This is a genomic window from Peribacillus acanthi (assembly GCF_003073175.1).
Classification (GTDB): domain Bacteria; phylum Bacillota; class Bacilli; order Bacillales; family DSM-1321; genus Bacillus_BN; species Bacillus_BN acanthi.
In genome coordinates this window covers 54,180-79,064 of the sequence record NZ_QBBX01000015.1, presented here as the reverse complement: position 1 = coordinate 79,064, position 24,885 = coordinate 54,180, and the positions used below count along the sequence as shown (strand labels likewise).

Here is a 24,885-nt window from a genome sequence, read left to right as displayed (position 1 = left end):
TTTTTCTTTTTATAAAATTTATGAAAACAATTCGCTTAATCTTGGAACACGTTTAATTAAAACATAATCAAAAATAAGTACGACCAATAAAGATATCCCGACTAACGGAAGTAAAATACCAAGTACAATCGTGATGGCAATTAAGGTTTTGGACATTTTAAAATCGATAGAGAGAGATGGTGCTCCTAATTTTCCTTTAGGTCTTCTTTTCCACCACATGATGAATCCGCTCCATACAATTAAGACTAAACCTAGGCATGTTAACAATCCTAAAAATTGATTGAAAGGACCAAAATAGCGTCCTTCATGTAACGCAATTCCAACCTCAATGACCTTTGCCATCGGACCATAATCGTCAAAGCGGAGATCTGCTAACACTTCTCCACTATACTGATCGATGTGTAGGGTAGCTTGGTCTTTTGGAAGGGTAGGGAAGACAGAAACAGTATAAACACCCGTCTCATCTCCAGGTAGGTAAATATTATAGCCTGGATGGACCTTTCTTTCTTCAGCTATTTCTACGACACTATTCAAATAAAGACCACTTGTACCATTTACGTTTGATTTAGGAAGTGGCATATTCTCCGCTGCCCATGGAACGTCACCAACTGACTTGGTAGGAACAGTGGATACTGGTCCGCCACCCCAAAGTCCATCTGGATAACCAGATTGTGTAGATGTAGCTACCTGGTTAATTTTATCACCCATGAAGCCTGCCCATGGGAGTCCAGTTAAAATAAGAATAAGAATAAAAAATGATAGCCAAAATCCTAAGAAAACATGTAGGTCTCGATAGAAAATCCGTTTACCTTGCTTCAATCTTATCTTAATGAACCCATTCCAGTTTTTGTCCCTAGGGAACCATAAGTAAAGACCTGTTACTAGTAGAATAATAGCCCAGCATGCAGCCAGTTCTACGATTCTATCACCAATCGTACCGACCATGAGTTCTCCATGGAGTTTTACAACGTACTCCATAACCATGGAATCATCCTTCAAATCCCCGATAATTTTTCCGTTATAGGGATTTACAAAAACGGTCATACTTTCCCCATTATGATCAATCCCAACCTCAGATGAGCGTGTAGGAGTATCAGACGGACGGAATCTAGTAATAGGAGAGTCTGGATACTCTTCTTGAACCTTGATGATTTGTTCGTTAGCAGATAAAGATGACCCTTGTTGTTTTACTTCATATAAATCCTTGTACATCATTTCTTGAATTTGGGGCTTATACAGATAAATGGCACCAGTAACAGCTAATATGATAATTATGGGAGCGAAGATCACTCCCGCATAAAAGTGCCATCTCCAAATGGCACGGTAAAGCTGTTTTTTTGACGATTGATCATTCACTTTCATTACAGAATCCTCCAACTAGTAATATACGATTCTTATAATAGTTAGGTATTGTGAGAAACAAATGGGAGATGTGTGAAGTTAATGAGAAGTTTTTATAAATGAGAGACTATGATTCAATAGAATTATGAATTAAATACAGATACAATAGAATTACTAATTGCAGTCGTTATGAAAAGTAGTTTTTAGGGTAATGAATGTATAGAGAGGTGATTGTGTGTGCCAAATTCAAAACTGTTTCGAATTGGTTATGGAATTATAATTTTATTAGTCATTATTTTTCTTTCCACAAAAGTAGATTTTATTTTCAGGCCCCTTCAAGTTTTCTTTACTACCTTGTTTTTCCCATTCCTGATTTCTGGGGTTCTGTATTATTTGTTTAGGCCGGTTGTTTTTTATCTACACGAAAAAAAGGTTCCAAAGGTCTTATCCATCGTGTTGATCTATTCATTGTTCGCAGGGCTTGTTACCCTTGGCGTATTCATGATTGGACCAGAGCTGCAACAGCAGTTTAATAGCTTAATCAACAATTTTCCTCAGTTGACGGAAAAATTGAAGGAAAAAGTGATTGCCTTACAACAGAATGAATGGTTTTCAAGGTTTGAGGAAAATGAGTATGTGACCTTAGAAAACATCTCCAATTATGTGAGGGATTACTTCAACTCGAATGTAGCGGATTTCGGTAAGAGAATTTCAGGTATTTTGGAAGTTGTTACGAGCATTATTACCATCATCGTAACGGTTCCGTTCATTGTCTTTTATTTATTGAAGGATAGTGAAGGAGCTTCCAACAATGTTTTGAAATACCTTCCTTACTTTCAGGCGAAGGAAGCCCGGAAAATTTTCAAGGACATGGATAGTGCGTTGAGCTCCTATATTCAAGGACAAGCAGTGGTTTGTATCTTGGTCGGGGTGATGATGTATATTGGCTACTTGATCATTGGAATTGAATATTCGTTGATTTTAGCTTTTGTAGCAATGTTTACGAATGTGATTCCGTTTATTGGTCCGTTCATTGCAATTGTTCCAGCATTAATTATTGGTTTTATCGATTCTCCTTTTATGGCACTTAAGGTTATGATTGTAGCTGTCATTGTTCAACAAATTGATGGTAATATCACATCGCCATACATTATGGGGAAGAGATTAGATATCCATCCTTTAACGATTATCCTGATTTTGTTGGTCGCAGGAAGTCTTGGCGGATTGCTTGGTATGATTCTAGCAGTTCCTTTCTACGCGGTCATGAAGGTAATCATTAGTCACACATATAGATTGTACAGACTTAATAAAGACCAAAAAGAAGAAATTATTAAGATTGATTAAAAGGCAAAGGGGTAAGAATGATTTCTTGCCTCTTTCTTTTTTGTGGATTTTCTTCCCAATAATTTGCATAAGATATATTTTAAATATTCTTTTACATGTAGATATATTAAAATAAGTAGTAATATATAATTATTATTATCATGTATTGAATGTATGTTGGAGGAACAGAATGATCGTTGGATTATTTGTTATCATGGTTGGATTGATTCCCATCGTGTTAGCCATAAGTAGCCGGAAAATTTTAAAGGGTTCAGAGCTATCGACGAGCTTTTTACTCTATATGTTGTGTATCTCTGTATGGCAAGCGGATATCGGCGTATTGTATTTCGGTGAAGTCTTAGAGGAATCTACTATTTTAGTACTATTTAAACTTATGCGTAGCGGTACGGTGTTTGCCATTCCAGTGTTTTTCTATATAGCTTATGTCAGTGTGCAAAATAGCCCGTGGTTAAATGAAGAAACATCACCTTTTGCGAAGTATTTGTTAAGGATTTTTTCTAGGAAGTCCTTTTATTTCATACTAATCTGGAGTGTGCTTGTTTTCCTTTTACTTTGGACACCTATGGCGATTGAAGGGATAACCTCTAGAAAAATAGAAACATTGGGTATTCATTTTTATTTTCCCGTATACGGGTCATACCATTGGATTTATGCAATACACATGTGTAATTACTTAGTTCTCATCTTTTTAATCTTTATGATATCTAAGAAAATTCCTAATCCATATATTAAAGAGTTTTTGGGGAAATTCTCCATTTTCTCTCTGTTTTTATTCATATCAGGTGCTCTTAATTTTTATCCGAAAACAGGGGCGCTTGTCAGTAGTTTAGGCGTGATTTTTTTCTCTATTTCTATCATCATAGCCTTCATCCGAATGAATATGCAGATGATGATGAGATATAATCTGTTGGTGGAAAGACAGAAGAAGTTAGATTATGTGGGAAATTTAGCAGGAAGCTTAATACATGAGGTATTGAACACAGCTCAAGTGATTAAAGGGTTTAACTCCGTTCTTTCATCTTCTCCATCTTTAACTGAAGAGGATAAAGAAAAAACTGCTATCATCCGAAAAGCGACCGATCAAATTGAAGAGTTATCCCATAATTATCGGGATTATATTCAATTTTCTAAGATTGACTTCAAAATAGAGGACCTTAACGAGATCATTCAAGAATCGATTGATTTTAAACAGGAGTTTTTGAGGGAGAACGATGTGAAGGTCATTTTTGAAAAAAGATATAGCTCTGTAAAAGCATTTGTCAACAAAACCTATTTACGTCAGGTATTTATCAATCTAATTAAAAACAGTTCCCAAGCTATTCCAAGGCATACTTCGAAAAGAAGCATCAAGATAGATGTGGAAATAAAGAATGAAGGTATTCAAATAGATGTGATAGATACCGGTATTGGAATACCGAAGCTTGAATGGGAGAGTGTCTTTGATCCCTTTACTTCCAACAAGGAAGGTGGGATGGGGATGGGACTTCCATTTGTGAAAAAAATCATCTTTGAGCATCGAGGCGATGTCACTATTATGGATAGCTCTTGTCAAGGTACTCACTTCCGAATCCATTTCCCTCAATATGAATTCGGCGCCTTACAGGAAGAATGAGGAATAGGTATTTTGCCTATTCCTTTTTAGATTACTATGTTATCCACTATGTTCTATTTTCCGTAAAAGCCCATAAATGTCCATCGGGATCCACCAATTCGAACTCAACGTCTCCCCATGGTCTTGTTACAGGCCCGCTTATTTTTTCTCCTGGTTGTTGATGGTCAACAGGTTCTAGACCTTGATCGATAACATGTTGAAATACCTGTGATACATCTTGGACGGCAACGTGTAGATTAGTCATGCCAGGATTTGAAACCTCACTTGGATGAAGCATGATTTCAATACCACCGAGGTTGAACCAATACATCTCTTCATAGCCTCTAACTAGTTCAAAACCTACTTTTTCATACCAACCTTTTGATAGATTTGTATCTTTACAAAAAAGCACAATATGATGGAATCCTTGAAACAAGATAAACCCTCCCCAATTTCATTAAGAATGCTCCATCATTTTATCACAAAGAGGAATATATTTTGTTTAATAATCTGAAAATTAACCTTCTCGCAATAACTGTTCAACGCTGTTTTTTAGATAAGCATATTGCTGTTGGTTTGTGTCGGAAAAGGCTTCTTCTCTATTTGACACAATGTCCTGATAGTCCATTTCTTGAGGGAACTGAGAAGCTGTAAAATCATATCGCTCCCCATTAATGTAATTGTAGTAATGCCAGCCTTGGTGGGTTGGAGTCTTAAGAATCTTCCCTTTCAATAAATCGTGAACCACCAATGCTGTCACTCCACATTGCCCTTTTGCGGGATTATCTTCTGTCCATTTTGTGCTGGACTCGATCGACCATGCTTTGAATAAGACATTTATAAGTTGTGGTACTATGTTTCGCAGCCCCTTTTACAGTCGAATTTTTCAATAAGTATTAAATCACGGATTGTAAAATTTTTCTAGTGTTATATAGTAGAAAATGAGAGGATTTGGAGGGGTGAATATGGAGGGGAGACTCTATTATTTAGACTGGTTGCGTGTGGTGGCAACTTTTGTTGTATTTATTTATCATGTGGTCATGTTTTTTAATCCGTTTCCGTGGCATGTAAAAAACATAGAGCTAGATGGAACGTATATGTTTTTATTTACGATGATTACAAGTTTATGGATTATGCCACTGTTTTTCTTAATTTCAGGAGCGAGTACATACTTTGCACTACAAAGATATTCAGTAAGCCAACTTGCAAAGGATCGACTGATTAGGTTGGGGATACCTTTGATTGTTGCAGTATTTTTCCTTTCTCCACCACAAGTTTATATCGAACGGATAACATTGGAACAATTTAATGGTTCATTTTTTCAGTTTCTTCCTCATTATTTTGACGGACTTTATTTAGATATAGGTGGACCAGGGAATTTTGCGTTTGTAGGTCTTCATTTATGGTATGTGTTTTTCTTGTTGATTTTTACCTATTTAACCTTACCCATCTTTAAGAAAATGCTAGATAGTGGTAAAGGGTCATCACCATCTTTTATTGGTTTTGGGATCTTTCTATTCATCTCTTATCTATTATTATTCGTTGAAACGATTGGATTGGGCGGCTGGGATCTCTTGTATTATTTGTTCGTGTTCATAGCTGGATTTAAATTTATTTCTAATTCTACTTTTATGGAGAAGGTCAGAGCATACTTTCCAATATTACTAATCATAGGTTTCGTCGTTGCTGGATGGTATGGATACATTTCCTTAGGAGATGCTCCTAGCTGGATATCGGCAAAATCAGCTGTTTTGGCTGTTCGAGTGTTGGGGAGCTGGTCTCTCATTTTCGTGTTACTTGGTTTGTTCATGATGAGGTTCAATCGTAAAACGAAAACACTTCAAATTGGCTCCAAGTATGCCTTGCCTTTTTATATTTTGCATCAACCAATCATTGTAGTAATAGGTTATTTTCTAAGTTCGGTTGAAATAGCCATACCTCTCAAATTCATATTGTTGCTGGTATTATCCTTCTTCATTATTTCGATTTTACTGTGGTTATTTGAAAAAATCCGTATTCTTCGACTTCCTTTTGGGTTTAAATAATTTTTATGGGGTGTTATGGATGGAAAACTATACGAAACAGCAAACCGTAAATCTAGTAAAATATGAGGAGAGGTTTGAAAAAGATTTACTTTCTTTTGAACTGCCTCTAGATCAGGCACAATTTACAGGGATGCCTAGGGAAATGCTTCAAGACGAACAAATTAACAAAAATAAGATACCTGTAGTCATTGAGTCAGCAGGAGAAGCGGTTGGATTTTTTCTGTTGAATAAAGGCGAGCGTGTTAAAGAATATAGTGATAATCCACATGCCTATTTACTGTCCGCTTTTTCTATCAACGAAAAGCAGCAAGGAAAGGGCTATGCAAAACAAGGATTACTTCTATTAAAGGATTATATGAAAGTCTATTTTCCTGAATGTGATGAGGTCGTCCTTGGAGTGAATCATAAAAATATTGCTGCGCAGCAAGTCTACTTAAAAACGGGTTTTATAGATAAGGGCTTCCGTAAAATAGGGAAGCTGGGTGAACAATTCATCCTGCATTTACAAATTAAATAGGCTACTCGTTAAAAGGCGCAAATTTGCGTCTTTTCTTATTACTATTTCATTATTTTACAAAACTAAATCGGGGATGATTTCTTCTAAGTCTCACATAAAAATACTACTTTACAAAAGTAGTTGATATGAAAATATGGATAATGTAAATAATTTCAATTTCATAGTTCTATTTTCCTTCCGATAATATAACTAACTAGATAAAATTTTTAAGAAGGAGGCAAGAGCAAATCTTTTAGCACGTATATTTGTTAGATAGAAAGGAATTTCGGTATGAAAAAACGCAAAAAACAGTTTAAAGGTTTTTTAAAGACTACGATTAAGAGAAAATTGATATTATCATTCATATTTATTTTACTTATACCACCAGCAATCGTCGGATATATGTCGTATGACACCTCTAAAAAAGAAATCCGTGAAAAAATTCTTCAATCCGCCAATGAAAACGTGAAAGTATTGGATCAGCTTCTCACCTCGCGTATTGAAACACGTACAAACGATGTGGATTATTTTGCGAAAAGGATGAGTGAGGCTTCCTACACACAAGCAAATCGGGTTCGATTATTAAGCTTGCTTGGAGAGTATAAAGCGCTTAATTCGGAAGTAGTGAATGTATACATAGGGACAGAAGATGGAGAGATGATCATTGATCCGTCTATAGAACTTCCACAAGGATTTGATCCTAGAGAACGTCCTTGGTTTAAGCAGGCAGTAGAGAATGATGGCAAGACAATTATTACAGATCCTTATGTGGACGCCTCTACAGGGAATATCAGTATTACAGTCGCAAGACGTACAGCAGATAATTCAGGAGTATTTGGAATTGATTTGCAGTTGGAGACGTTAAGTAAACTGGCACATAATATTAAAATTGGGGATAAGGGGTATCCATTTATTTTAAGTGCTAATGGCCAATACCTCATTCACCCAACTGAAAAAGCCGGTGAAGATGCGAAGGAAAGCTGGAAAAAAACAATTATGTCACAAGAAAGTGGCGATATTTCCTATCAGCTTAAAGGTGTGGCAAAGGAACTTACTTTCACGACTAATAAGCTGACTGGTTGGAAGATTGCCGGAACGATGAATACTAACGAAATCTCTGATGCGGTAAATCCTATAATTATCGTGACCGTGATTACTATTGCCATCTCATTAGTGATTTGTGCTATTATTTCATACTTAATTATTCGATCAATAATCCGCCCATTAAACCAATTAAATCTTGTTACTGAAAGAATACGTGAAGGTGATCTAACTCAACAATACGAAGGCCCAGAGTATGATGAGGTTGGAAAACTTGGACAAAGCTTTAATGGCATGGTAGTGGCTTTACGTGAACTAATTCAAAATGTGGGAGATAAGTCAAATCAATTGGCTTCTGCTTCTGAACAGTTGATGGCTAGTTCTGATGAAAATAATAGAGCGACTGAACAAGTGGCTAACTCCATCCAAGAAGTGGCTTCATCTACAGATGTCCAAACTGCTATGGTAAAAGATAGTACAGAAGTGGTTCATGAAATGAGCTCAGTCACTCAGCAAATCATGAAGAATTCCATGACCGTTTCATCAACTGCCGAACAGGCAACGGAGGCGGTTCAGCAAGGGGAAGAAGCAATCAACCAATCAATTCAGCAAATGAACAATATCCATAGTAATGTAAATGAACTTGGAAAAGTTGTGCATAATCTTGGGGAGCGTTCAGCCGAAATTAGCCAAATCGTTGACGTGATTGGAAGTATTGCTGCCCAGACGAATTTGCTTGCTTTAAACGCTGCTATTGAAGCAGCTCGAGCGGGTGAACATGGTAAAGGATTTGCTGTCGTGGCAGGCGAAGTTCGTAAGTTAGCTGAACAAAGTTCCAATTCTACTGAAACTATACGTCAGCTGATTTCTTCTATCCAAGAAGATACACACCAAGCGGTGGAATCGATGGAAAAAGGTTCTGCAGAGGTTCAAAAAGGTATAGAGATTGTGAACTTTGCAGGTAGTTCGTTTAAGGAAATCGGACAATTTGTCAGCACTGTCACCTCACAAATACAAGAAGTTTCTACTTCTATACAAGTGATGGGTGAAGGCATTGATAAGGTAGTGGAGATTGTAAAGGAAATTGAACACTCTGCACTTAATACAAACCAACAAAGTCAGGATGTCTCTGCCGCAACGGAAGAACAGTTAGCGTCTATGCAAGAAATCGCCGCATCATCAGCTGCATTAGCAGATATGGCGGAAGAGCTTCAAGATTCGATTAAGAAGTTTAATTTATAATGAGTAGGAACAGTCAGGTAGAGATGCCTGACTGTTTTTCATTAATAAAGTTTTAGGCATGAGCTTTTGAATAGATAGATGTTTCCTTTTAAGTAATATTTCCCGTTTTAATAAATTGAGTGTGCTATAATAAATTGTTATAATATAGTTTACCTATGGCTTTACCAAGTAGTGTTTTATAGAAGATTAATGGTGTACCATATATAAATTCAATTAAAATTGCAGGAGGAAATTCGTTGAAAATTCCTATTCTTAAGCTAAACAACCTTTTGTTGATATCGATTCAAGTGGAATTGGATGATCGGACAGCCCTTGAATTACAGGAAAGCTTGCTGCAAAAAATTCATGAAACCGGTGCAGGTGGAGTGGTTTTAGATCTTACTTCTTTAGATATGATTGATTCCTTTATTGCTAAGATTTTAGGCGACCTTGTATCTATGGCAGAGTTAATGGGAGCTAAAGTCGTTATTACTGGAATTCAACCAGCTGTTGCCATTACCTTAATTGAACTAGGTATTAATTTAAATGGTGGACATACTGCGTTGGATTTGGAAAAAGGAATCGAAATACTAGAAAGAATTCTATCCTGATAGGTGATAAGGAGACCCATGTCAAATCGTGTTGTTGTTAATATAAATAATGAATGGGACATTGTACTTGCCCGCCAAAAGGGTAGAGAAGAAGCTAAGCGCTTGAATTTCAGTGTTGTGGACCAAGCCAGAATTACGACCGCAATCTCCGAATTAGCAAGAAACATATACTTGTACGCCTTACCAGGAAAAATCATCATAGAAGAACTGTTCGAACAAGGAAAGCATGGCTTAAAAATCTATGCAATCGACGAAGGACCTGGTATTTCGGATGTGCGTAAAGTTTTAGAAGACGGATATTCTACTTCTGGAGGCTTAGGAGCAGGCGTTCCTGGGGCTAAGAGACTATTCGATGATTTCTCAATCGAATCTACAGTTGGAGAGGGAACAGAAATTATCGGAATTAAGTGGAAGAAATGATTTATATAACATAAATTTTAGGTGCCATCTTTCTTTTAGGAAGGTGGTTTTTTATTTTGGGAATTATTCCCCTTAAACAAATTAACGCCAAAATTTCCTCGATTTACGCCCAACTTTAATCGGTCTACGCCTAACTCATCGACTTACACCCAACTTTGATCACTTTACGCCCAACTTTTTACGATTTACGCCCAGCTTTGATTACTTTACGCCCAACTTGTCGAATTTTCTTCATGGATTCAATAAGTTCTGATCTCGATGAGAAATTCGATCATTTATTAAGCTGATTTTTAGAATCCTATTGCATAATCACTATTACTAAGTAAAAAGAGAGAAAAAGTATGAAGCAAAAGTGGATGAAAACATTTATGGTAGTTAGTTTAGTTTTTAATCTAGTCATCCTTGGAGGATTAGGCTATTTGATTACGATACAGAATCAACGCCAAGCTATGATGGAACGAATCAACTTCCCGATGATGAATCATGATGGAAGTTAAAGTAATACGAATGAAAATCAATAAGGGAGATTAGTTGATATGAAAAAATGAATCAGCACATTAATATCATGCTAGTCTCCGTTTTTTAAAGAATGAGTAACTACTTGCGTATTCATGAACAGTAATTTTACAATGGTTTTGGAGAGAGTTGAGGAGGAGATTCTATGAAAATATTAGTTGTAGAAGACAATATTGAATTACTTCATTCCATTAAGGATCTTTTATCTGTTCACTTTACGGTGGACATCGCATCGGATGGAGATGAAGGTCTTTTCCTGGCTCTTCAAAACATATACGATGCAATCGTGCTCGATGTGATGTTACCTGGAATAAACGGCTTTGAGATTATTCAACGAATGAGAGCCGAAAATGTTGGGACTCCCGTGTTGTTTCTAACAGCAAAAGACTCCTTGGAAGACCGGGTGAAGGGTCTGGACTTTGGAGCGGACGATTATTTAGTCAAACCCTTTCAAGCTCCTGAATTAGAGGCAAGACTACGTGCTATGTTAAGAAGAAGCGGTAGCTTGACCACTAAACAGACACTTTGTTACGAGGGCATGGAGCTTCATGGTCGGGAAAAAGAAATAACGATTAATGGCGAGTCTATCAAGCTGACTTTAAAACAATATGATTTATTGGAGTTTTTCATCCAGAATGTTGGGACGATATTAACGAAAGAACAAATTTACGATCGGATTTGGGGCTTTGATTCCGACACATCAGTAGCCGTGGTGGAAGTGTTCACCCATCATCTCCGAAAAAAACTGGAGCCTTTCGGGTATGATAAACATTTGCAAACAGTGAGGGGAATAGGCTATTGTTTCAAAAAACCAGATTCCGTTTAACCATTCTGAATTCAATAATTTTAATATTAATCATAGGTGCACTATCAACGGTTATTTATTCTTATTTAAAAGCGCTTCTATATTCCGATTCCGATGAGGGACTAAAACGGATGATGGTACGTTTTGAAGAAGTGGCACAAAGTGGATTTATCCCCCTAGACCCCGCAATAGGAAAGCCTGCTTTTGTCCGAGATCCCCGAATCACAATGCTGTTGTGGGATGAGAATAACAAGGTCATAGAATGGAATGAAAGTGACACTCTTTTCTCTAACAATAGTGAAAGATTTTTGCCGAGGAAAATCGGTCAATTAGAAGAGAAAAGCGCTGAAGGTTACTATTTTCGTAGCATAGCCAATACTTTTCAAACTCCTATGGGAGAGGTGAAAGTTCAGTTATTACGGAATGTAAATACCGAACAGGAGCTATTAGACCGATTACAATTAATTTTGACAATTGGAACCATCATTGGTGGGTTTGTCTCCATTGCTGCTGGATTTTATTTAGCGGATAAAGCGTTTATTCCTATTAAGGAAGCGTGGGGAAAGCAACAGCAATTTGTATCCGATGCCTCTCATGAGCTAAGGACACCTCTTGCTGTTATTCAATCTAAATCAGAATTGTTATTAAGGGCACCGAATGCAACCATAGAAGAGAAGGCATCGGAAATATCGGTCATAGTCAGGGAATGCAGAAGACTGACTAAATTGGTGAACAATCTATTGCTTCTTACTAGGTCGGATTCAAATGAAATCCATATTGAACGTAAGGTCTTTTCTTTAACCGAGCTGCTTGAAGAAGTGGTTGAAAACTATTCGGAGATTGCACTGTATCAAGGAAAGACAATGGAACTGAAAGCGGAAGAACAGGTGACGATGACGGGAGACAAAGAGAAAATTCATCAGCTCATGGTCATCCTGCTTGATAATGCCATGAAGTATACCAATGAAGAGGGGCAAATTGAAGTTCTCTGTCGGAATCAAGGAAATTCAGTAGAATTACTTGTAAAGGACAATGGAATAGGGATTGAAAAAGAAATATTGCCGAGGATTTTCGATCGTTTTTTCCAAGGTGAACAATCAAGGACAAAGTCAGAAGGTGCAGGTCTAGGGCTATCAATTGCCAAATGGATCATTGACCAGCACCAGGGGAAAATAAAAGTGGATAGCGTTGTTGGAATGGGGACTACCATTAAGGTAATCTTCCCGAAATAGTCGAGGCTGGCTCTGAGTGTAGTCAGTCTCCATTTATTTGCATAAATTGGAAGAGGAGAAGTCAGTCGACATCGGGGCTAGTTTTTAAAATTATAGGTACAATCATGCGATCGCTAGTGTATAGGCTTGGTGCATGCCCTGTTTTCAAATGTTTGGTAATAAAGTTGGTCGATTCGGTAATAAATCTGGTCATTTCGGTAAAAAAGATGAACGATTCGGTAAAATAAGGATCCCGTTCGGTAATTAACGTCGACAAGTGCAATCTTGGCACATGCCCTGTTTTCAAATGTTTGGTAATAAAGTTGCTTCGTTCGGTAATAAATCTGGTCATTTCGGTAAAAAAGAGGGTCGATTCGGTAAAATAAGAATCCTGTTCGGTAATTAAGGTTAGACAAGTGCAATTTTGGTGCATGCCCTGCTTTCAAATGTTTGGTAATAAAGTTGGTTCGTTCGGTAATAAATCTGGTCATTTCGGTAAAAAAGAGGGTCGATTCGGTAAAATAACAGTCCCGTTCGGTAATTAACGTTCGACAAGTTCAACATCGGTAAAATGTTGGCCTCATTTCGATAAAATATAGGCCCAGTTCCGCAATATACTGGGATATCCAGCCCCAATTCGGTAAAATCCGCTATCCATTCGTTCATTAATCAAACAACGCAAACAAAACGGGACAACTGGCATCAAAGGTTGTAAAACTTCCATATAGGTTATATAGTTAGTAATCATAGAAAATTTAAAAATAAATCAATTTATTATATACATCTTTTAATAATTGGAAGGAGCTTCAAACGTGATTCAAATTATTTCTGCACTTATTTTACCTGCTATGCTTGTCCTTCTTTTTACAAGAGTCACATATAATCATTTTGTTGGTTTGGCCTTAACGGTTGCTTTGATAGCAGCTTCGGTTTATAAAGGTTATACTGACAGCTGGCACTTGATTATTATCGATGCCTTTTCACTAACTTTTGGCTTGTGGTTATCACAACGTCTATTTAGGAAATCTGAAAAAAGTGCATAATGCATTCCAAGACACCTACATGAGGTGTTTTTTCTTTTGTGAAAAAATCGAATGAATGTTCGCTTTTTGTTGGTTTGTTTTATCCTTTTTGTGGTAGAATGTAAGTATTGAAAACTTATAATCGTATTGAAATCAGCCTGTCTCAACAACCAGTGTAAAGTAAGTTACATGACTTATCGTTAGGAGGCTTCCTTAGTGAAAGATGTGTTCCAGCTAGTTTCAAAATATTCTCCTCAAGGCGATCAGCCAGGAGCGATAAAAAGCCTTGTCGAAGGAATCCAGCAAGGAAAGAAGCACCAAACCTTGCTAGGTGCGACAGGTACCGGAAAAACATTCACCGTTTCAAATGTAATAAAGGAAATCAATAAACCAACCCTAGTGATTGCCCATAACAAGACATTAGCTGGACAATTATATAGTGAGTTCAAGGAATTCTTTCCTAATAATGCGGTTGAATACTTTGTAAGTTATTACGATTACTTTCAACCTGAAGCCTATGTTCCATCAACGGATACGTTCATTGAAAAGGACTCAAGCGTAAATGATGAAATAGATAAATTACGACATTCTGCTACTTCATCGTTATTTGAACGGAAAGATGTCGTCATTATAGCGAGTGTTTCTTGTATTTACGGTTTAGGTTCACCTGAAGAATATCGGGAAATGGTCGTTTCTCTCCGAACTGGTATGGAGTTGGAGCGTAATCAGTTGTTACATAAACTTGTGGATATCCAATATGAACGAAATGATATTGATTTCCAACGCGGAACATTCCGTGTTCGTGGAGATGTTGTAGAGATTTTCCCTGCGTCACGTGACGAGCACTGTATGAGAGTCGAATTCTTTGGTGATGAAATTGACCGAATTCGAGAGGTGGATGCTCTAACGGGAGAAATCATCGGTGAAAGAGATCATGTTGCCATTTTTCCTGCATCCCACTTCGTAACCCGAGAAGAAAAAATGAAGGTCGCGATTGGGAACATCGAAGCGGAACTAGAGGAGCGTTTAAAAGACTTACGCGAAAATAATAAGTTATTAGAAGCGCAAAGACTCGAGCAAAGAACCCGCTATGACCTTGAGATGATGAATGAAATGGGCTTCTGCTCTGGAATCGAAAACTATTCGAGGCACTTAACGCTAAGACCTACCGGCTCAACTCCATACACTTTGTTAGATTACTTCCCAGAGGATTTTTTACTCGTTGTAGATGAATCACACGTGACACTCCCACAAATTCGAGGAATGTTTAATGGAGACCAAGCTAGAAAGCAAGTGCTAGTGGACCATGGATTCCGTCTTCCTTCAGCGCTAGATAATAGACCTCTACGTTTCGAGGAATTCGAAAAAAAGGTTAGTCAGGCTATTTTTGTTTCTGCAACACCTGGTCCATATGAGCTTGAACATACACCAGAAATGATTGAGCAGATTATTCGTCCTACGGGTCTTCTTGATCCTACGATAGATGTTCGTCCGATTGAAGGACAGATTGATGATCTGATTGGGGAAATTCATGAACGTATTAAAGTGAATGAACGTGTTCTTGTTACAACCTTGACGAAAAAAATGTCCGAGGATTTAACGGATTACTTAAAGGAAATTGGCATTAAAGTTCAATATCTACACTCTGAAGTCAAGACGCTTGAACGGATTGAAATTATTAGGGATCTCCGGATGGGTAAATACGATGTCCTTATTGGCATTAACCTTTTAAGAGAAGGACTAGATATTCCAGAAGTCTCTTTAGTAGCCATTTTAGATGCAGACAAAGAAGGTTTCTTACGTTCGGAACGTTCTTTGATTCAAACGATTGGACGTGCTGCTCGAAATTCGAATGGTCATGTTGTAATGTATGCGGATAAAATCACTAATTCGATGGAATTAGCGATCAGTGAAACGATGCGTCGTCGTGCCATTCAAGAAGAATACAATCAAAAGCATGGCATCACACCTCAAACTATCCAAAAAGAGATTCGAGATACTATTAGGGCAACACATGCTGCCGAGGAGCAGGAAGAATATGCTCCAACCGCGAAACTGAACAAAATGACGAAGAAAGAAAGAGACAAATTAATCGAACAAATGGAGAAGGAAATGAAGGAATCTGCAAAGGCATTGAATTTCGAACGTGCAGCAGAGCTTCGTGACCTTATATTAGAGTTGAAATCGGAGGGGTGACGAAACAATGGCAATGGATAAGATTATTGTAAAAGGTGCAAGGGTTCATAATTTGAAAAACATTGACGTCACGATTCCAAGAGACAAATTAGTCGTGTTAACGGGATTATCGGGATCGGGTAAATCCTCCTTGGCCTTTGATACGATTTATGCAGAAGGACAAAGACGATATGTGGAGTCACTATCCGCCTATGCCCGCCAGTTTTTAGGACAAATGGATAAACCTGATGTAGACGGGATTGAAGGATTGTCACCGGCCATCTCGATTGACCAAAAGACAACAAGTCGTAATCCACGTTCTACTGTTGGTACCGTTACGGAAATCTATGATTACCTTCGTTTGCTATTTGCAAGAATCGGGAGGCCAACCTGTCCGGTTCATAATATTGAGATTTCCTCACAAACAATTGAGCAAATGGTCGATCGGATTCTAGAGTACCCTGAGAGAACAAAGCTGCAAGTTTTAGCTCCTGTCGTCTCTGGGCGAAAAGGAACTCATGTCAAAGTTATTGAAGAAATTAAGAAACAAGGCTATGTCCGTGTCCGTGTGAACGGGGAAATTCATGACCTTAGCGATGAACTAGAACTGGAAAAAAATAAGAAGCATTCGATTGAAGTCATCATCGATCGTATAGTGATTAAGGATGGTATCCAGGCTAGGTTAGCTGATTCACTGGAAAGCGCTCTTAAGTTAGGCGATGGGAAAGTGATCATTGACGTTATTGGAGAAGAAGAGCTTTTATTCAGTGAGCATCATGCATGCCCGTTATGTGGTTTTTCAGTAACAGAATTGGAGCCTAGGATGTTCTCCTTTAACAGTCCGTTTGGAGCATGCCCTGATTGTGACGGTTTAGGTTCTAAATTAGAAGTTGATCGGGACCTGGTGATTCCAAATCAAGGATTATCATTAAAGCAAGGTGCGATTGCTCCATGGGAACCGACGAGTTCTCAATACTATCCTCAGTTACTAGAAGCTGTCGCTAATCACTTTGGGGTAGATATGGATACTCCAGTAGAAGATATTCCTTCCGCACAACTGGATAAAATCCTTTATGGTTCCAAAGGAGAAAAGGTTTATTTTCGATATGAAAATGATTTTGGGCAAATCCGAGAAAATTACATTGATTTTGAAGGTGTAATTGGAAACGTCGAAAGAAGGTATAAAGAGACGAGCTCGGATTACATTCGTGAGCAAATGGAGAAGTACATGGCACAGCATCCGTGCCCTGGTTGCAAAGGTTTCCGTTTAAAACAAGAGAGCTTATCCGTACTAATCCAAGGTATTCACATCGGGAACACAACAGCTTTTTCAATCGAAGAAGCTAACGAATTTTTCCAACACTTAGATCTTACTGAAAAAGAACAGAAAATCGCCAAGCTAATTTTACGTGAAATCCAAGAAAGGCTAGGATTCTTAGCCAATGTAGGTCTCGAATACTTAACATTGAGCAGAGCGGCGGGTACGCTATCTGGTGGAGAAGCGCAGCGCATCCGTTTAGCGACACAAATTGGTTCAAGGCTTACAGGGGTTCTGTACATATTGGATGAGCCATCAATTGGTCTGCATCAAAGGGATAATGATCGGTTGATTGATACGTTGAAAAATATGAGGGATATCGGTAATACATTGATTGTGGTTGAGCACGATGAAGATACGATGATCGCTGCCGACTACTTGATTGATGTAGGTCCAGGAGCGGGTGTGCATGGCGGAACGATTGTTTCTGCTGGAACTCCTGCTGAAGTCATGGAGGATCCGAATTCGTTGACTGGGCAGTATTTATCCGGTAAGAAGTTCATTCCTCTTCCAATTGATAGAAGAAAACCGGATGGTCGATTCATCGAAATTAAAGGAGCTTCTGAAAATAACCTCAAGAACGTTTCTGTAAAATTTCCATTAGGGACGTTCATCTCAGTAACTGGAGTTTCTGGTTCTGGTAAAAGTACATTAATCAATGAAATTTTACACAAAGCATTAGCTCAAAAGCTTCATGGAGCAAAAACGAAGCCAGGTGAGCATAAAGAAATTAAAGGAATCGACCAATTAGATAAGGTCATTGATATTGATCAATCTCCAATTGGCCGAACTCCTCGTTCAAACCCAGCAACCTACACGGGTGTGTTTGATGATATCCGTGATGTTTTCGCTTCAACAAATGAAGCAAAGGTAAGAGGTTACAAAAAAGGTCGCTTTAGTTTCAATGTCAAAGGCGGACGTTGTGAAGCTTGCCGTGGAGACGGAATTATCAAGATTGAGATGCATTTTCTTCCTGATGTGTATGTCCCTTGTGAGGTTTGCCATGGTAAGAGATATAACCGCGAAACGCTGGAAGTGAAATATAAAGGGAAGAACATTTCTGATATCTTGGATTTGACTGTAGAAGATGCTGTGGAGTTTTTTGAAAATATCCCGAAAATACACCGCAAGCTACAGACTATTTATGATGTTGGTCTAAAATACATCAAGCTCGGGCAGCCAGCAACCACCTTATCTGGTGGGGAAGCGCAACGTGTGAAGCTTGCAGCGGAATTACATCGTCGTTCTACTGGTCGCTCCCTATACATTTTAGATGAGCCAACGACGGGCTTACATGTGGATGATATTGCTAGACTACTGATTGTACTTCAACGTCTAGTTGAAAATGGTGACACCGTACTTGTCATAGAGCATAACCTGGATGTCATCAAGGCTGCTGACTATATTGTGGACCTAGGACCTGAAGGTGGAGATAAGGGTGGAACCATCCTTGCTACCGGTACACCTGAGGAGATTGTTAAGGTTGGAGCTTCCCACACTGGTCGATACTTAAAACCGATTTTAGAGCGAGATCGCATCCGTATGGAGAAGTTAATAGAAGAAAAAGAACACGAGCGTGTATAAAAAAAGTGAAGAAACTCACCTTCAAAGGGTTGTTGAGGGTGAAAAAACAGCAAAAAAGAACACCCATTTGAATAGGAATTGGTGTTCTTTTTTGCGAAAGATTAATATAAGGGAGTCTATATTTTCGCATTTTGTTAACTAACTGATATTATCTAAACCTAATAAAAGAGCTAATTAACACAAAAAAGTCAACACCTAAATGGCGTTGACTATAAGATTAATGAAAAAATTAGAAACCTCTGTTGTAACCGCCTAATTGTCCTTCAGCCATCTGAACTAGACGCTTAGTAATCTCTCCACCTACTGAACCATTTGCTCTTGAAGTAGAGTCAGCTCCAAGTTGAACTCCGAATTCTTGTGCAATTTCATACTTCATTTGTTGTAAAGCTTGTTGTGCACCTGGGGCTAAAATTTGATTTCTATTGTTGTTACGTGCCATGTTGTTACCTCCCAAAATCAAAATATTATTACATTCATAGTTTGGTTGTCTAATATGGCTCTATTCATTATAATATTTTCCATTTTCTAACAAGGGATAAGGAGTAGTAATCTGTCATAAAAGAGCACGGAATAACAGGAATGGCTGAACCGATGTTGATAAACTGAGATAGAAAGGAGAGGTTCACATGGAGGGACTTCAAAGAATGCTAGAGAGCATCCAATATATAGAAGGCAATTTAGACAATGATCTGTGTATTGATGATATTGCTGCAATCGCCTGTATGTCTAAATTTCACTTCCAACGGATGTTCAACATGCTAACGGGATATACCGTCAGTGAATATATCCGAAATCGTCGAATTACAGTAGCTGCGCAGGAACTAGTTAATACAAGCTCGAAAGTGATTGACGTTGCAATGAAGTATCGATATGAAAGTCCAGAGTCTTTTACGAAAGCATTCCGGAGAATTCATGGTATCAGTCCTTCAGCCGTAAAGAAAAATAGTCATTCCTTAAAGGCTTATCCAAAGCTCTCTTTTCAAATTCAGTTAAAGGGTGATGTGGAAATGGATTACAAGATTGTAGAAAAAGATTCTTTCAACGTTGTAGGTAAAAGTATTCGTACAACTACAATAGGAGGAGAGAATAACCGAGCGATTGCTGCTTTCTGGGATGAATCAAATAAGAATGGATTCACAAGAGAGCTTGATAAAAACTGTGGTTCTCTTGGATTAATGGGAATATGCCTGGACTTTGATAAACAACAAGAGAATTTAGCTTACTTAATTGCGGCAGAGAAAAATATAGAGGATATTCCGAATGATTGGGAGGAAAGACAGATTCCATCTGCGACTTGGGCTGTTTTTTCGGTACACGGTGCAATGCCAGATGCAATGCCAAAGGTATGGGAAAGGATTTTTTCCGAATGGTTCCCAGCAACTGGCTATGAGCATGCTGGTGGACCTGAGATGGAAGTTTACGTAAGTGATACTGATCCTTTTTCCGAGGATTATTATAGTGAAATATGGATACCGGTAAAAAAATAATCAAAGAAAAGCACTTGGACTGTATGGTCCTTGTGCTTTCTTATTTTTACTCTCCAAAAAAATTAAATCATAAGATTAACAAATCGAAGAGTTTTCTAATGCTAATTCACCAATCATCTTAATAGGTCTTGTGCTTATTCACCAGCTGCTTCATCATTTCAAGGAACACGATTCTACTCTCTTCACCAGATAAGATGATGTCTTGCAGGATTTGTGTTTCCAGTGGTTTTAATTTTCTCTCCAAAGCGTCCTCAAATAAGTCCAGTAATTCAATATTGGTTTCTTGGATGGGATTCATACATAACTCTCCTTTTTCATTCGTATATATGTTTAATAGCCTATTTCTCTATAAATAAACCTTTTGAACTCTTGACGAGAATCGCTAATGCTTGGCAAAAGTCGACAATTGCGTCCTTAATCAAACGTTTGATTGAAGAATCCAACAATGTAGTATTTCCAAGGAAATAGGATGATTTCCATTTGAGAATATTGTCAGGTGTATTTGTCGAAAAAAGAGGACTCTATATAGTGGGGGATTGAAGATATAATGAAACTTTTATCATGATGATGCGTAAGTATTGAGAGAAACATAAGAGGGAAAAAGGGGAGTTCAAAGATGGAAACAAACAAAGTGTTAGCTTCATTAAATTATTTCAGTGTGTTTTTTGCACCATTTTTATTGCCCATCATCGTTTATTTTGTATCAGATGATGCTTTTGTGAAAAATCATGCTAAGTCAGCTTTCTTATCACATATCATTCCACTTGTATTTATTCCATTAGCAATCGTTGCTGGATTTGCTGATTTTACTATAGGTTCTGGTTTTCCAATCTTAATGATGATTTCGTTAGTACTTTCAGGTCTTGCTTCTTTCGTTATTTTTATCTGGAATATCGTTCGTGGTATTAAGATTTTAGTAAACAATTAGAATGGGAGGAAGTCTAATGGTTGAAGTGAAGAAGAAGATATTAGAAATGGTCCAACAAGGGAAGCTTTCTACTGAAGAGGCTTTGACGTTATTAGATGAACTAGATCAAGCAGAGCAAGTGAAAGTCGAAAAGGAAAAAGAAGTGGTCACAAGCCTTTCCACAATAGTCAATGATGAGGGTGACAAGACAGAAGAAACGGCGCAAAAGAAAACACAACATTCGTTAAAAGATAAATTATTCGGTGCCGTTCACACGGTGTTAGACAAAGTAAAAGAGCTTGAATTAGATTTCAAGCTTGGACAGTCAGTGGAAGTGTCACATATCTTTCAGCATGGAGATGCTAGTTTCGAGGATATCGATATTGATATTGCCAATGGGAAATTGGAGTTGATTCCATGGGATCAAAGGGATGTTCGAGTGGAATGTCATGCAAAGGTTTATCGAACGAATGAAGTCGATGAAGCTAGAAAACTTCTTCAAGAAGGGACCACTTTCACTATTGAAAAGAATCGACTTGAATTATATGCAAAACAAAAATGGATGAAGTTTGATGCAAAAGTATTCGTTCCTATCGAAGAGTATAAAAAAGTAAGAATTCGACTTTTCAATGGAGGTATCTCAGCAGAAAATCTAAAAGCGCAAACTCTCCATGCAAAAACAGCGAATGGAAAAGTCCTCATTTCTAATGCGTCTGCGGAAGTTGGAGAATTCGAAACAGCGAACGGTAATATCGAATTAACCGCTGGTGCTTTCAAAAAGCTTGAGATTGAAACCATTAACGGTTCCATTTCTGCTGAAGGTACATCACTGTATTCAGATTTGCAAACCTTTAATGGAAATATTAATCTGAAGCTTCATAATAGAGCCGCTCAGTCCATAACAGCAAAGGCCGTTACGGGTAGCGTTGATTTATTCATTCCGAATGAATCCGCCGTAGAGGGAGAGTTAAAGTCTAATTTAGGTGGATTTAACCTAGATCTTTCGGGAATACAAATTGTAGAAGAGAAAAATGAAGTAGCTCAAAAAACATTGAAATTTAAAATGATAGAATCCGCTTTTCACAAGCTTCAAATTGTTGCAGATACGAAGACTGGTTCCATTACAGTAAAACGAAATATTGAGTCATAGAATTGAAGAGAGGTGATCCATGTGTCAAAGAAACTGACTCGATCAAAGTATAATCGGAAATTAGCTGGAGTTATTGGAGGACTCTCAGAATATGCAGGCTTGAATAGTACAATATTGCGTGTCTTGTTTGCAGTAGCATTAATTACATCAGGTGTGTTTCCTTTATTGGTGCTATACGGATTGTTAGTGTTTATTCTTCCAAACAGTAATGAATCTCTATAAAAAAATTAAACCACTCTGCAGTATTGAAATGCCCCCAATTGTTAGTTATGTCTAACAATTGGGGCAGTTCAAAGTAGAGTGGTTTTTTCATCCTCTTAGCTTTTAACTACAATGGCTTCATACCCCGCTTTTTTCAGTTCATTGGCCATTTTTTCTGCAGCATCCTGGCTTTGGAATGCTCCAAGTTGAACTTTGTAGAGTGATGTGGAAGATTTTCTAGATGGAGTTTTAACTGCAGTAGGGCTTGACTGTTTCTTTTTTAATTTATAAAACTGTGCCACTCCTTTTACAATGGCCTCTGCACAAGTCTTTTGATAAACTTCACTTCTTAACAGCTTGATTTCCTCTTTATTTGTCATAAAGCCACATTCGACCAATATAGCGGTCATATGTGTTTCACGCAATACATGAAAGTTAGCGGTTTTAATTCCTCGGTTTTCTAATCCAGTGGCTACTATGAGATTTTGATGCACTTTTTGAGCAAATGACATGGCTTCCTTTGGTTGACTTGTGTAAACGTAGGTTTCAATACCTTCAGCACTACTCCACCCACCGCTTCCATAAGCATTTGCATGAATCGAAATAAATAGGTCTGCCTGGCTTGAATTCGCTTTACTCGTCCTTGTTTGGAGAGGAACATCATCCTGATCCGAGTGAGTGAAAATTACTTCTACTCCTTCGTATTGAGACAGCAAATCCCTACCAAAAAGTGCGACTTTTCGGTTGAATTCATATTCCTTCATTCCATCGGGAGAACGCTTCCCTTGCGTTTCGTATCCGTGGCCAGCGTCGAGTACAATTTTCATCAAAGATCACCTCTATTGGATAGAATCTAACTTATTATATGATTAGAAGGTGAAAAAGGGGCGGGCTTCCTCTTTATTCCTAGGCGAATTCAATATCTGGTTACTTGATGATTAAAACGGTATCGATCTCCTCTAAATGCGGTTCGAACATATTCAAAAGGAGTACCGGTTTGTAGGTATGCAGTTCTTGTAATCTGTAGGATTGGCGCCCCTACTTTAATTTGAAGAAACTCTGCTAACCTAGTATCAGCTAGCAAGGCTTCTATATCCTGTTTAGCTTCTTGGATTTTGAGCCCTTTTTGTGTTTGCAAATAGTCATATAGTGACCCATAAGCATCCTCTTTTGTCATCTCTCCAAATAGATGTGCAGGAAGGTATGCAGTTTCAAAGGCCATGGGAACATCATCTGCAAGTCGGATTCTTTCAATTCGAAAAACTTCTTCGTTTGTATGAATGGCTAATTGACTAGCTACGAGGGGATTGGCTGTGATTTTCTCAAAGTTTATTAATATACTCTTTGGGGTCATGCCTCTCTTTAACATTTCTTCTGAAAAACTGGTCAGACCAAGAAGTACCTGCTCTAACTTTTGTTCTTTTACAAAAGTTCCTAATCCTTTTTTCTTCAAAAGGATTCCTTCTTGAACTAAATTGGCAAGAGCTTGACGAACGGTCATCCTACTTACTTTAAACTGTTCGGACAGCTCGCGTTCGGAAGGAATGGCTCTGCCTGCCTTCCATTTACCATCCTCTATTTGCTGCTTCATCCACTCTTCTAACTGAAAATAGATAGGGACTGGAGATTGCTTGTTAATCAATGAGATTCCTCCTTTGGCTACATTAGGGAAAGTGCCTCTTTATCTGCGACTAGAGCGACTGAAGGATGGTTTTTTAAGGCTGAAGCTGGGAAGTCAATCGAGACTTCTCCTGATAGCAATTGTTTCACAGCATCTGCCTTTGAAGATCCTGATGCAAGCAAGAGAATTTCCTTGCTTTTTAAAATGGTGCCGATTCCCATCGTGATAGCCTGTTTAGGAACATCATTTAGTGATGGAAAGAAACGGGCATTTGCTTTTCTTGTACTGTCAGTTAGCTCTACAAGATGTGTCTGTTCATGAAAACTAGTGCCAGGTTCATTAAAGCCAATATGACCATTATGTCCTATTCCTAAAATTTGCAAGTCAATGCCACCTAAAGCTTGAATCAGCCTTTCATAGCTTAAGCCTTCTTCTTCTAAGTCAGTCGCAGTTCCATCAGGAATATGCGTGTTGCTTTCTAGAATATCGATTTGTGAAAAAAAGATATTTTTCATGAAAGTGTGATAGCTATTGGGATGATTTTTAGGTAATCCAATGTATTCGTCTAAATTTACTGTTCTAACTTCTTTAAAAGAAAGGTTTTCCTTCTGATAACTTTCAATTAACTTTTTATATAATCCTACTGGTGTACTTCCGGTTGCCAAACCTAATACAGCCGATGGGTTTTGGGTAATAATATCAGCAATCTTTTTACAAGCAAGTGCACTTAATTCTTCATAATCATTAGCTTTAATAATTTGAATTGCCATCTCATGAA

The 24,885-nt window shown here is 37.9% G+C and carries 25 protein-coding genes; 17 read left to right on the top strand and 8 right to left on the bottom strand.

The annotated features are described in order from the left end of the window. Nucleotides 1–18: 18 nt before the first annotated feature. Nucleotides 19–1,362 (bottom strand): PepSY-associated TM helix domain-containing protein, encoded by a 1,344-nt coding sequence (locus DBX25_RS15020; RefSeq protein ID WP_108671631.1) that lies wholly within the window; start codon nucleotides 1,360–1,362, stop codon nucleotides 19–21. A gap of 216 nt (nucleotides 1,363–1,578) precedes the next feature. On the opposite strand from DBX25_RS15020, the gene DBX25_RS15015 reads away from it, so the two are divergent. Next, nucleotides 1,579–2,685, top strand: coding sequence for an AI-2E family transporter (locus DBX25_RS15015; protein ID WP_108671630.1), 1,107 nt, complete (start codon nucleotides 1,579–1,581; stop codon nucleotides 2,683–2,685). Between the two features lie 169 nt (nucleotides 2,686–2,854). Further along, entirely contained in the window at nucleotides 2,855–4,297 is a 1,443-nt protein-coding gene (locus DBX25_RS15010) for a sensor histidine kinase (protein ID WP_108671629.1), read from the top strand. A 46-nt stretch (nucleotides 4,298–4,343) separates the two neighbouring features. Here DBX25_RS15010 and DBX25_RS15005 read toward each other — a convergent pair whose 3' ends face one another. Together DBX25_RS15005 and DBX25_RS15000 are read right to left on the bottom strand one after the other, a co-directional pair. Continuing rightward, complete coding sequence (locus DBX25_RS15005; protein WP_157950987.1) at nucleotides 4,344–4,712, bottom strand: VOC family protein; 369 nt, start codon at nucleotides 4,710–4,712, stop codon at nucleotides 4,344–4,346. A gap of 81 nt (nucleotides 4,713–4,793) precedes the next feature. Beyond that, on the bottom strand, nucleotides 4,794–5,141 hold the full coding sequence (locus DBX25_RS15000; protein WP_108671627.1) for a YunG family protein: 348 nt from the start codon (nucleotides 5,139–5,141) through the stop codon (nucleotides 4,794–4,796). A 100-nt stretch (nucleotides 5,142–5,241) separates the two neighbouring features. Here DBX25_RS15000 and DBX25_RS14995 point away from each other — a divergent pair, with 100 nt between their 5' ends. The 11 genes from DBX25_RS14995 (at nucleotide 5,242) to uvrA (ending at nucleotide 18,741) form a co-directional block, all read left to right on the top strand. Beyond that, the gene (locus tag DBX25_RS14995; RefSeq protein ID WP_157950986.1) at nucleotides 5,242–6,321 is read left to right on the top strand and encodes an acyltransferase family protein; all 1,080 of its coding nucleotides are present in this window, start codon (nucleotides 5,242–5,244) and stop codon (nucleotides 6,319–6,321) included. Nucleotides 6,322–6,340: 19 nt separating this feature from the next. Continuing rightward, complete coding sequence (locus DBX25_RS14990; protein ID WP_108671625.1) at nucleotides 6,341–6,838, top strand: GNAT family N-acetyltransferase; 498 nt, start codon at nucleotides 6,341–6,343, stop codon at nucleotides 6,836–6,838. Nucleotides 6,839–7,108: 270 nt separating this feature from the next. Next, nucleotides 7,109–9,100 carry a methyl-accepting chemotaxis protein gene (locus tag DBX25_RS14985; protein WP_108671624.1) on the top strand — a complete coding sequence of 664 codons (1,992 nt, stop codon included), beginning with the start codon at nucleotides 7,109–7,111 and terminating at the stop codon, nucleotides 9,098–9,100. A 236-nt stretch (nucleotides 9,101–9,336) separates the two neighbouring features. Continuing rightward, nucleotides 9,337–9,690, top strand: a complete 354-nt coding sequence (locus tag DBX25_RS14980; RefSeq protein ID WP_108671623.1) for an STAS domain-containing protein — start codon at nucleotides 9,337–9,339, stop codon at nucleotides 9,688–9,690. Between the two features lie 18 nt (nucleotides 9,691–9,708). Then, a complete protein-coding gene (locus DBX25_RS14975; protein ID WP_108671622.1) occupies nucleotides 9,709–10,110 on the top strand; it encodes an anti-sigma regulatory factor in 402 nt (133 codons plus the stop codon). Nucleotides 10,111–10,451: 341 nt separating this feature from the next. After that, nucleotides 10,452–10,607, top strand: coding sequence for a hypothetical protein (locus tag DBX25_RS20685; protein WP_157950985.1), 156 nt, complete (start codon nucleotides 10,452–10,454; stop codon nucleotides 10,605–10,607). 164 nt (nucleotides 10,608–10,771) lie between these two features. Next, on the top strand, nucleotides 10,772–11,452 hold the full coding sequence (locus DBX25_RS14970; protein WP_108671621.1) for a response regulator transcription factor: 681 nt from the start codon (nucleotides 10,772–10,774) through the stop codon (nucleotides 11,450–11,452). Next, on the top strand, nucleotides 11,425–12,663 hold the full coding sequence (locus DBX25_RS14965; RefSeq protein WP_108671620.1) for a sensor histidine kinase: 1,239 nt from the start codon (nucleotides 11,425–11,427) through the stop codon (nucleotides 12,661–12,663). The genes DBX25_RS14970 and DBX25_RS14965 overlap by 28 nt, the downstream gene beginning before the upstream one ends. A gap of 791 nt (nucleotides 12,664–13,454) precedes the next feature. Then, nucleotides 13,455–13,685, top strand: coding sequence for a CsbA family protein (locus tag DBX25_RS14960; protein WP_108671619.1), 231 nt, complete (start codon nucleotides 13,455–13,457; stop codon nucleotides 13,683–13,685). 195 nt (nucleotides 13,686–13,880) lie between these two features. Then, a complete protein-coding gene (uvrB, locus tag DBX25_RS14955) occupies nucleotides 13,881–15,860 on the top strand; it encodes an excinuclease ABC subunit UvrB (protein ID WP_108671618.1) in 1,980 nt (659 codons plus the stop codon). A gap of 7 nt (nucleotides 15,861–15,867) precedes the next feature. Next, a complete protein-coding gene (uvrA, locus tag DBX25_RS14950; RefSeq protein WP_108671617.1) occupies nucleotides 15,868–18,741 on the top strand; it encodes an excinuclease ABC subunit UvrA in 2,874 nt (957 codons plus the stop codon). 229 nt (nucleotides 18,742–18,970) lie between these two features. Here the strand turns inward: uvrA and DBX25_RS14945 are convergent, their stop codons facing one another. Beyond that, the gene (locus DBX25_RS14945) at nucleotides 18,971–19,180 is read right to left on the bottom strand and encodes an alpha/beta-type small acid-soluble spore protein (protein ID WP_108671616.1); all 210 of its coding nucleotides are present in this window, start codon (nucleotides 19,178–19,180) and stop codon (nucleotides 18,971–18,973) included. 187 nt (nucleotides 19,181–19,367) lie between these two features. Between DBX25_RS14945 and DBX25_RS14940 the strand changes: the two genes are divergently transcribed. Next, the gene (locus DBX25_RS14940; RefSeq protein WP_108671615.1) at nucleotides 19,368–20,228 is read left to right on the top strand and encodes an AraC family transcriptional regulator; all 861 of its coding nucleotides are present in this window, start codon (nucleotides 19,368–19,370) and stop codon (nucleotides 20,226–20,228) included. 118 nt (nucleotides 20,229–20,346) lie between these two features. Here DBX25_RS14940 and DBX25_RS14935 read toward each other — a convergent pair whose 3' ends face one another. Then, nucleotides 20,347–20,526: a hypothetical protein gene (locus DBX25_RS14935; RefSeq protein WP_108671614.1), complete on the bottom strand. Its 180-nt coding sequence runs from the start codon at nucleotides 20,524–20,526 to the stop codon at nucleotides 20,347–20,349. Nucleotides 20,527–20,844: 318 nt separating this feature from the next. Between DBX25_RS14935 and DBX25_RS14930 the strand changes: the two genes are divergently transcribed. Genes DBX25_RS14930 through DBX25_RS14920 form a run of 3 tightly spaced genes read left to right on the top strand, consistent with a single transcriptional unit; the run spans nucleotide 20,845 to nucleotide 22,507 of the window. Then, nucleotides 20,845–21,156: a magnetosome magnetite crystal formation protein family gene (locus tag DBX25_RS14930; protein ID WP_108671613.1), complete on the top strand. Its 312-nt coding sequence runs from the start codon at nucleotides 20,845–20,847 to the stop codon at nucleotides 21,154–21,156. A gap of 16 nt (nucleotides 21,157–21,172) precedes the next feature. Next, on the top strand, nucleotides 21,173–22,285 hold the full coding sequence (locus tag DBX25_RS14925; RefSeq protein WP_108671612.1) for a DUF4097 family beta strand repeat-containing protein: 1,113 nt from the start codon (nucleotides 21,173–21,175) through the stop codon (nucleotides 22,283–22,285). Between the two features lie 21 nt (nucleotides 22,286–22,306). Next, nucleotides 22,307–22,507 carry a PspC domain-containing protein gene (locus tag DBX25_RS14920; protein ID WP_240620336.1) on the top strand — a complete coding sequence of 67 codons (201 nt, stop codon included), beginning with the start codon at nucleotides 22,307–22,309 and terminating at the stop codon, nucleotides 22,505–22,507. A 95-nt stretch (nucleotides 22,508–22,602) separates the two neighbouring features. Here DBX25_RS14920 and DBX25_RS14915 read toward each other — a convergent pair whose 3' ends face one another. The 3 genes from DBX25_RS14915 to nagB all read right to left on the bottom strand — a co-directional run bounded on the left by DBX25_RS14915 (nucleotide 22,603) and on the right by nagB (nucleotide 24,877). Continuing rightward, a complete protein-coding gene (locus tag DBX25_RS14915) occupies nucleotides 22,603–23,313 on the bottom strand; it encodes an N-acetylmuramoyl-L-alanine amidase (RefSeq protein ID WP_108671610.1) in 711 nt (236 codons plus the stop codon). An 89-nt stretch (nucleotides 23,314–23,402) separates the two neighbouring features. Next, nucleotides 23,403–24,128, bottom strand: a complete 726-nt coding sequence (gene phnF, locus DBX25_RS14910; RefSeq protein WP_108671609.1) for a phosphonate metabolism transcriptional regulator PhnF — start codon at nucleotides 24,126–24,128, stop codon at nucleotides 23,403–23,405. 17 nt (nucleotides 24,129–24,145) lie between these two features. Next, nucleotides 24,146–24,877, bottom strand: a complete 732-nt coding sequence (gene nagB, locus DBX25_RS14905) for a glucosamine-6-phosphate deaminase (protein WP_108671608.1) — start codon at nucleotides 24,875–24,877, stop codon at nucleotides 24,146–24,148. Nucleotides 24,878–24,885 lie beyond the last annotated feature (8 nt).

Excerpts from the sequence above, each read along its gene's own strand:
- DBX25_RS20685 (WP_157950985.1), top strand. The coding sequence starts at position 10,452 with ATGAAGCAAAAGTGGATGAAAACATTTATGGTAGTTAGTTTAGTTTTT.
- DBX25_RS14925 (WP_108671612.1), top strand. The coding sequence starts at position 21,173 with ATGGTTGAAGTGAAGAAGAAGATATTAGAAATGGTCCAACAAGGGAAG.
- nagB (WP_108671608.1), bottom strand. The coding sequence starts at position 24,877 with ATGGCAATTCAAATTATTAAAGCTAATGATTATGAAGAATTAAGTGCA.
- DBX25_RS14915 (WP_108671610.1), bottom strand. The coding sequence starts at position 23,313 with ATGAAAATTGTACTCGACGCTGGCCACGGATACGAAACGCAAGGGAAG.
- DBX25_RS14945 (WP_108671616.1), bottom strand. The coding sequence starts at position 19,180 with ATGGCACGTAACAACAATAGAAATCAAATTTTAGCCCCAGGTGCACAA.
- DBX25_RS14935 (WP_108671614.1), bottom strand. The coding sequence starts at position 20,526 with ATGAATCCCATCCAAGAAACCAATATTGAATTACTGGACTTATTTGAG.
- DBX25_RS14930 (WP_108671613.1), top strand. The coding sequence starts at position 20,845 with ATGGAAACAAACAAAGTGTTAGCTTCATTAAATTATTTCAGTGTGTTT.
- DBX25_RS14990 (WP_108671625.1), top strand. The coding sequence starts at position 6,341 with ATGGAAAACTATACGAAACAGCAAACCGTAAATCTAGTAAAATATGAG.
- DBX25_RS14975 (WP_108671622.1), top strand. The coding sequence starts at position 9,709 with ATGTCAAATCGTGTTGTTGTTAATATAAATAATGAATGGGACATTGTA.
- DBX25_RS14985 (WP_108671624.1), top strand. The coding sequence starts at position 7,109 with ATGAAAAAACGCAAAAAACAGTTTAAAGGTTTTTTAAAGACTACGATT.
- DBX25_RS14970 (WP_108671621.1), top strand. The coding sequence starts at position 10,772 with ATGAAAATATTAGTTGTAGAAGACAATATTGAATTACTTCATTCCATT.
- DBX25_RS14995 (WP_157950986.1), top strand. The coding sequence starts at position 5,242 with ATGGAGGGGAGACTCTATTATTTAGACTGGTTGCGTGTGGTGGCAACT.
- uvrA (WP_108671617.1), top strand. The coding sequence starts at position 15,868 with ATGGCAATGGATAAGATTATTGTAAAAGGTGCAAGGGTTCATAATTTG.
- DBX25_RS15020 (WP_108671631.1), bottom strand. The coding sequence starts at position 1,362 with ATGAAAGTGAATGATCAATCGTCAAAAAAACAGCTTTACCGTGCCATT.
- DBX25_RS14940 (WP_108671615.1), top strand. The coding sequence starts at position 19,368 with ATGGAGGGACTTCAAAGAATGCTAGAGAGCATCCAATATATAGAAGGC.
- DBX25_RS15010 (WP_108671629.1), top strand. The coding sequence starts at position 2,855 with ATGATCGTTGGATTATTTGTTATCATGGTTGGATTGATTCCCATCGTG.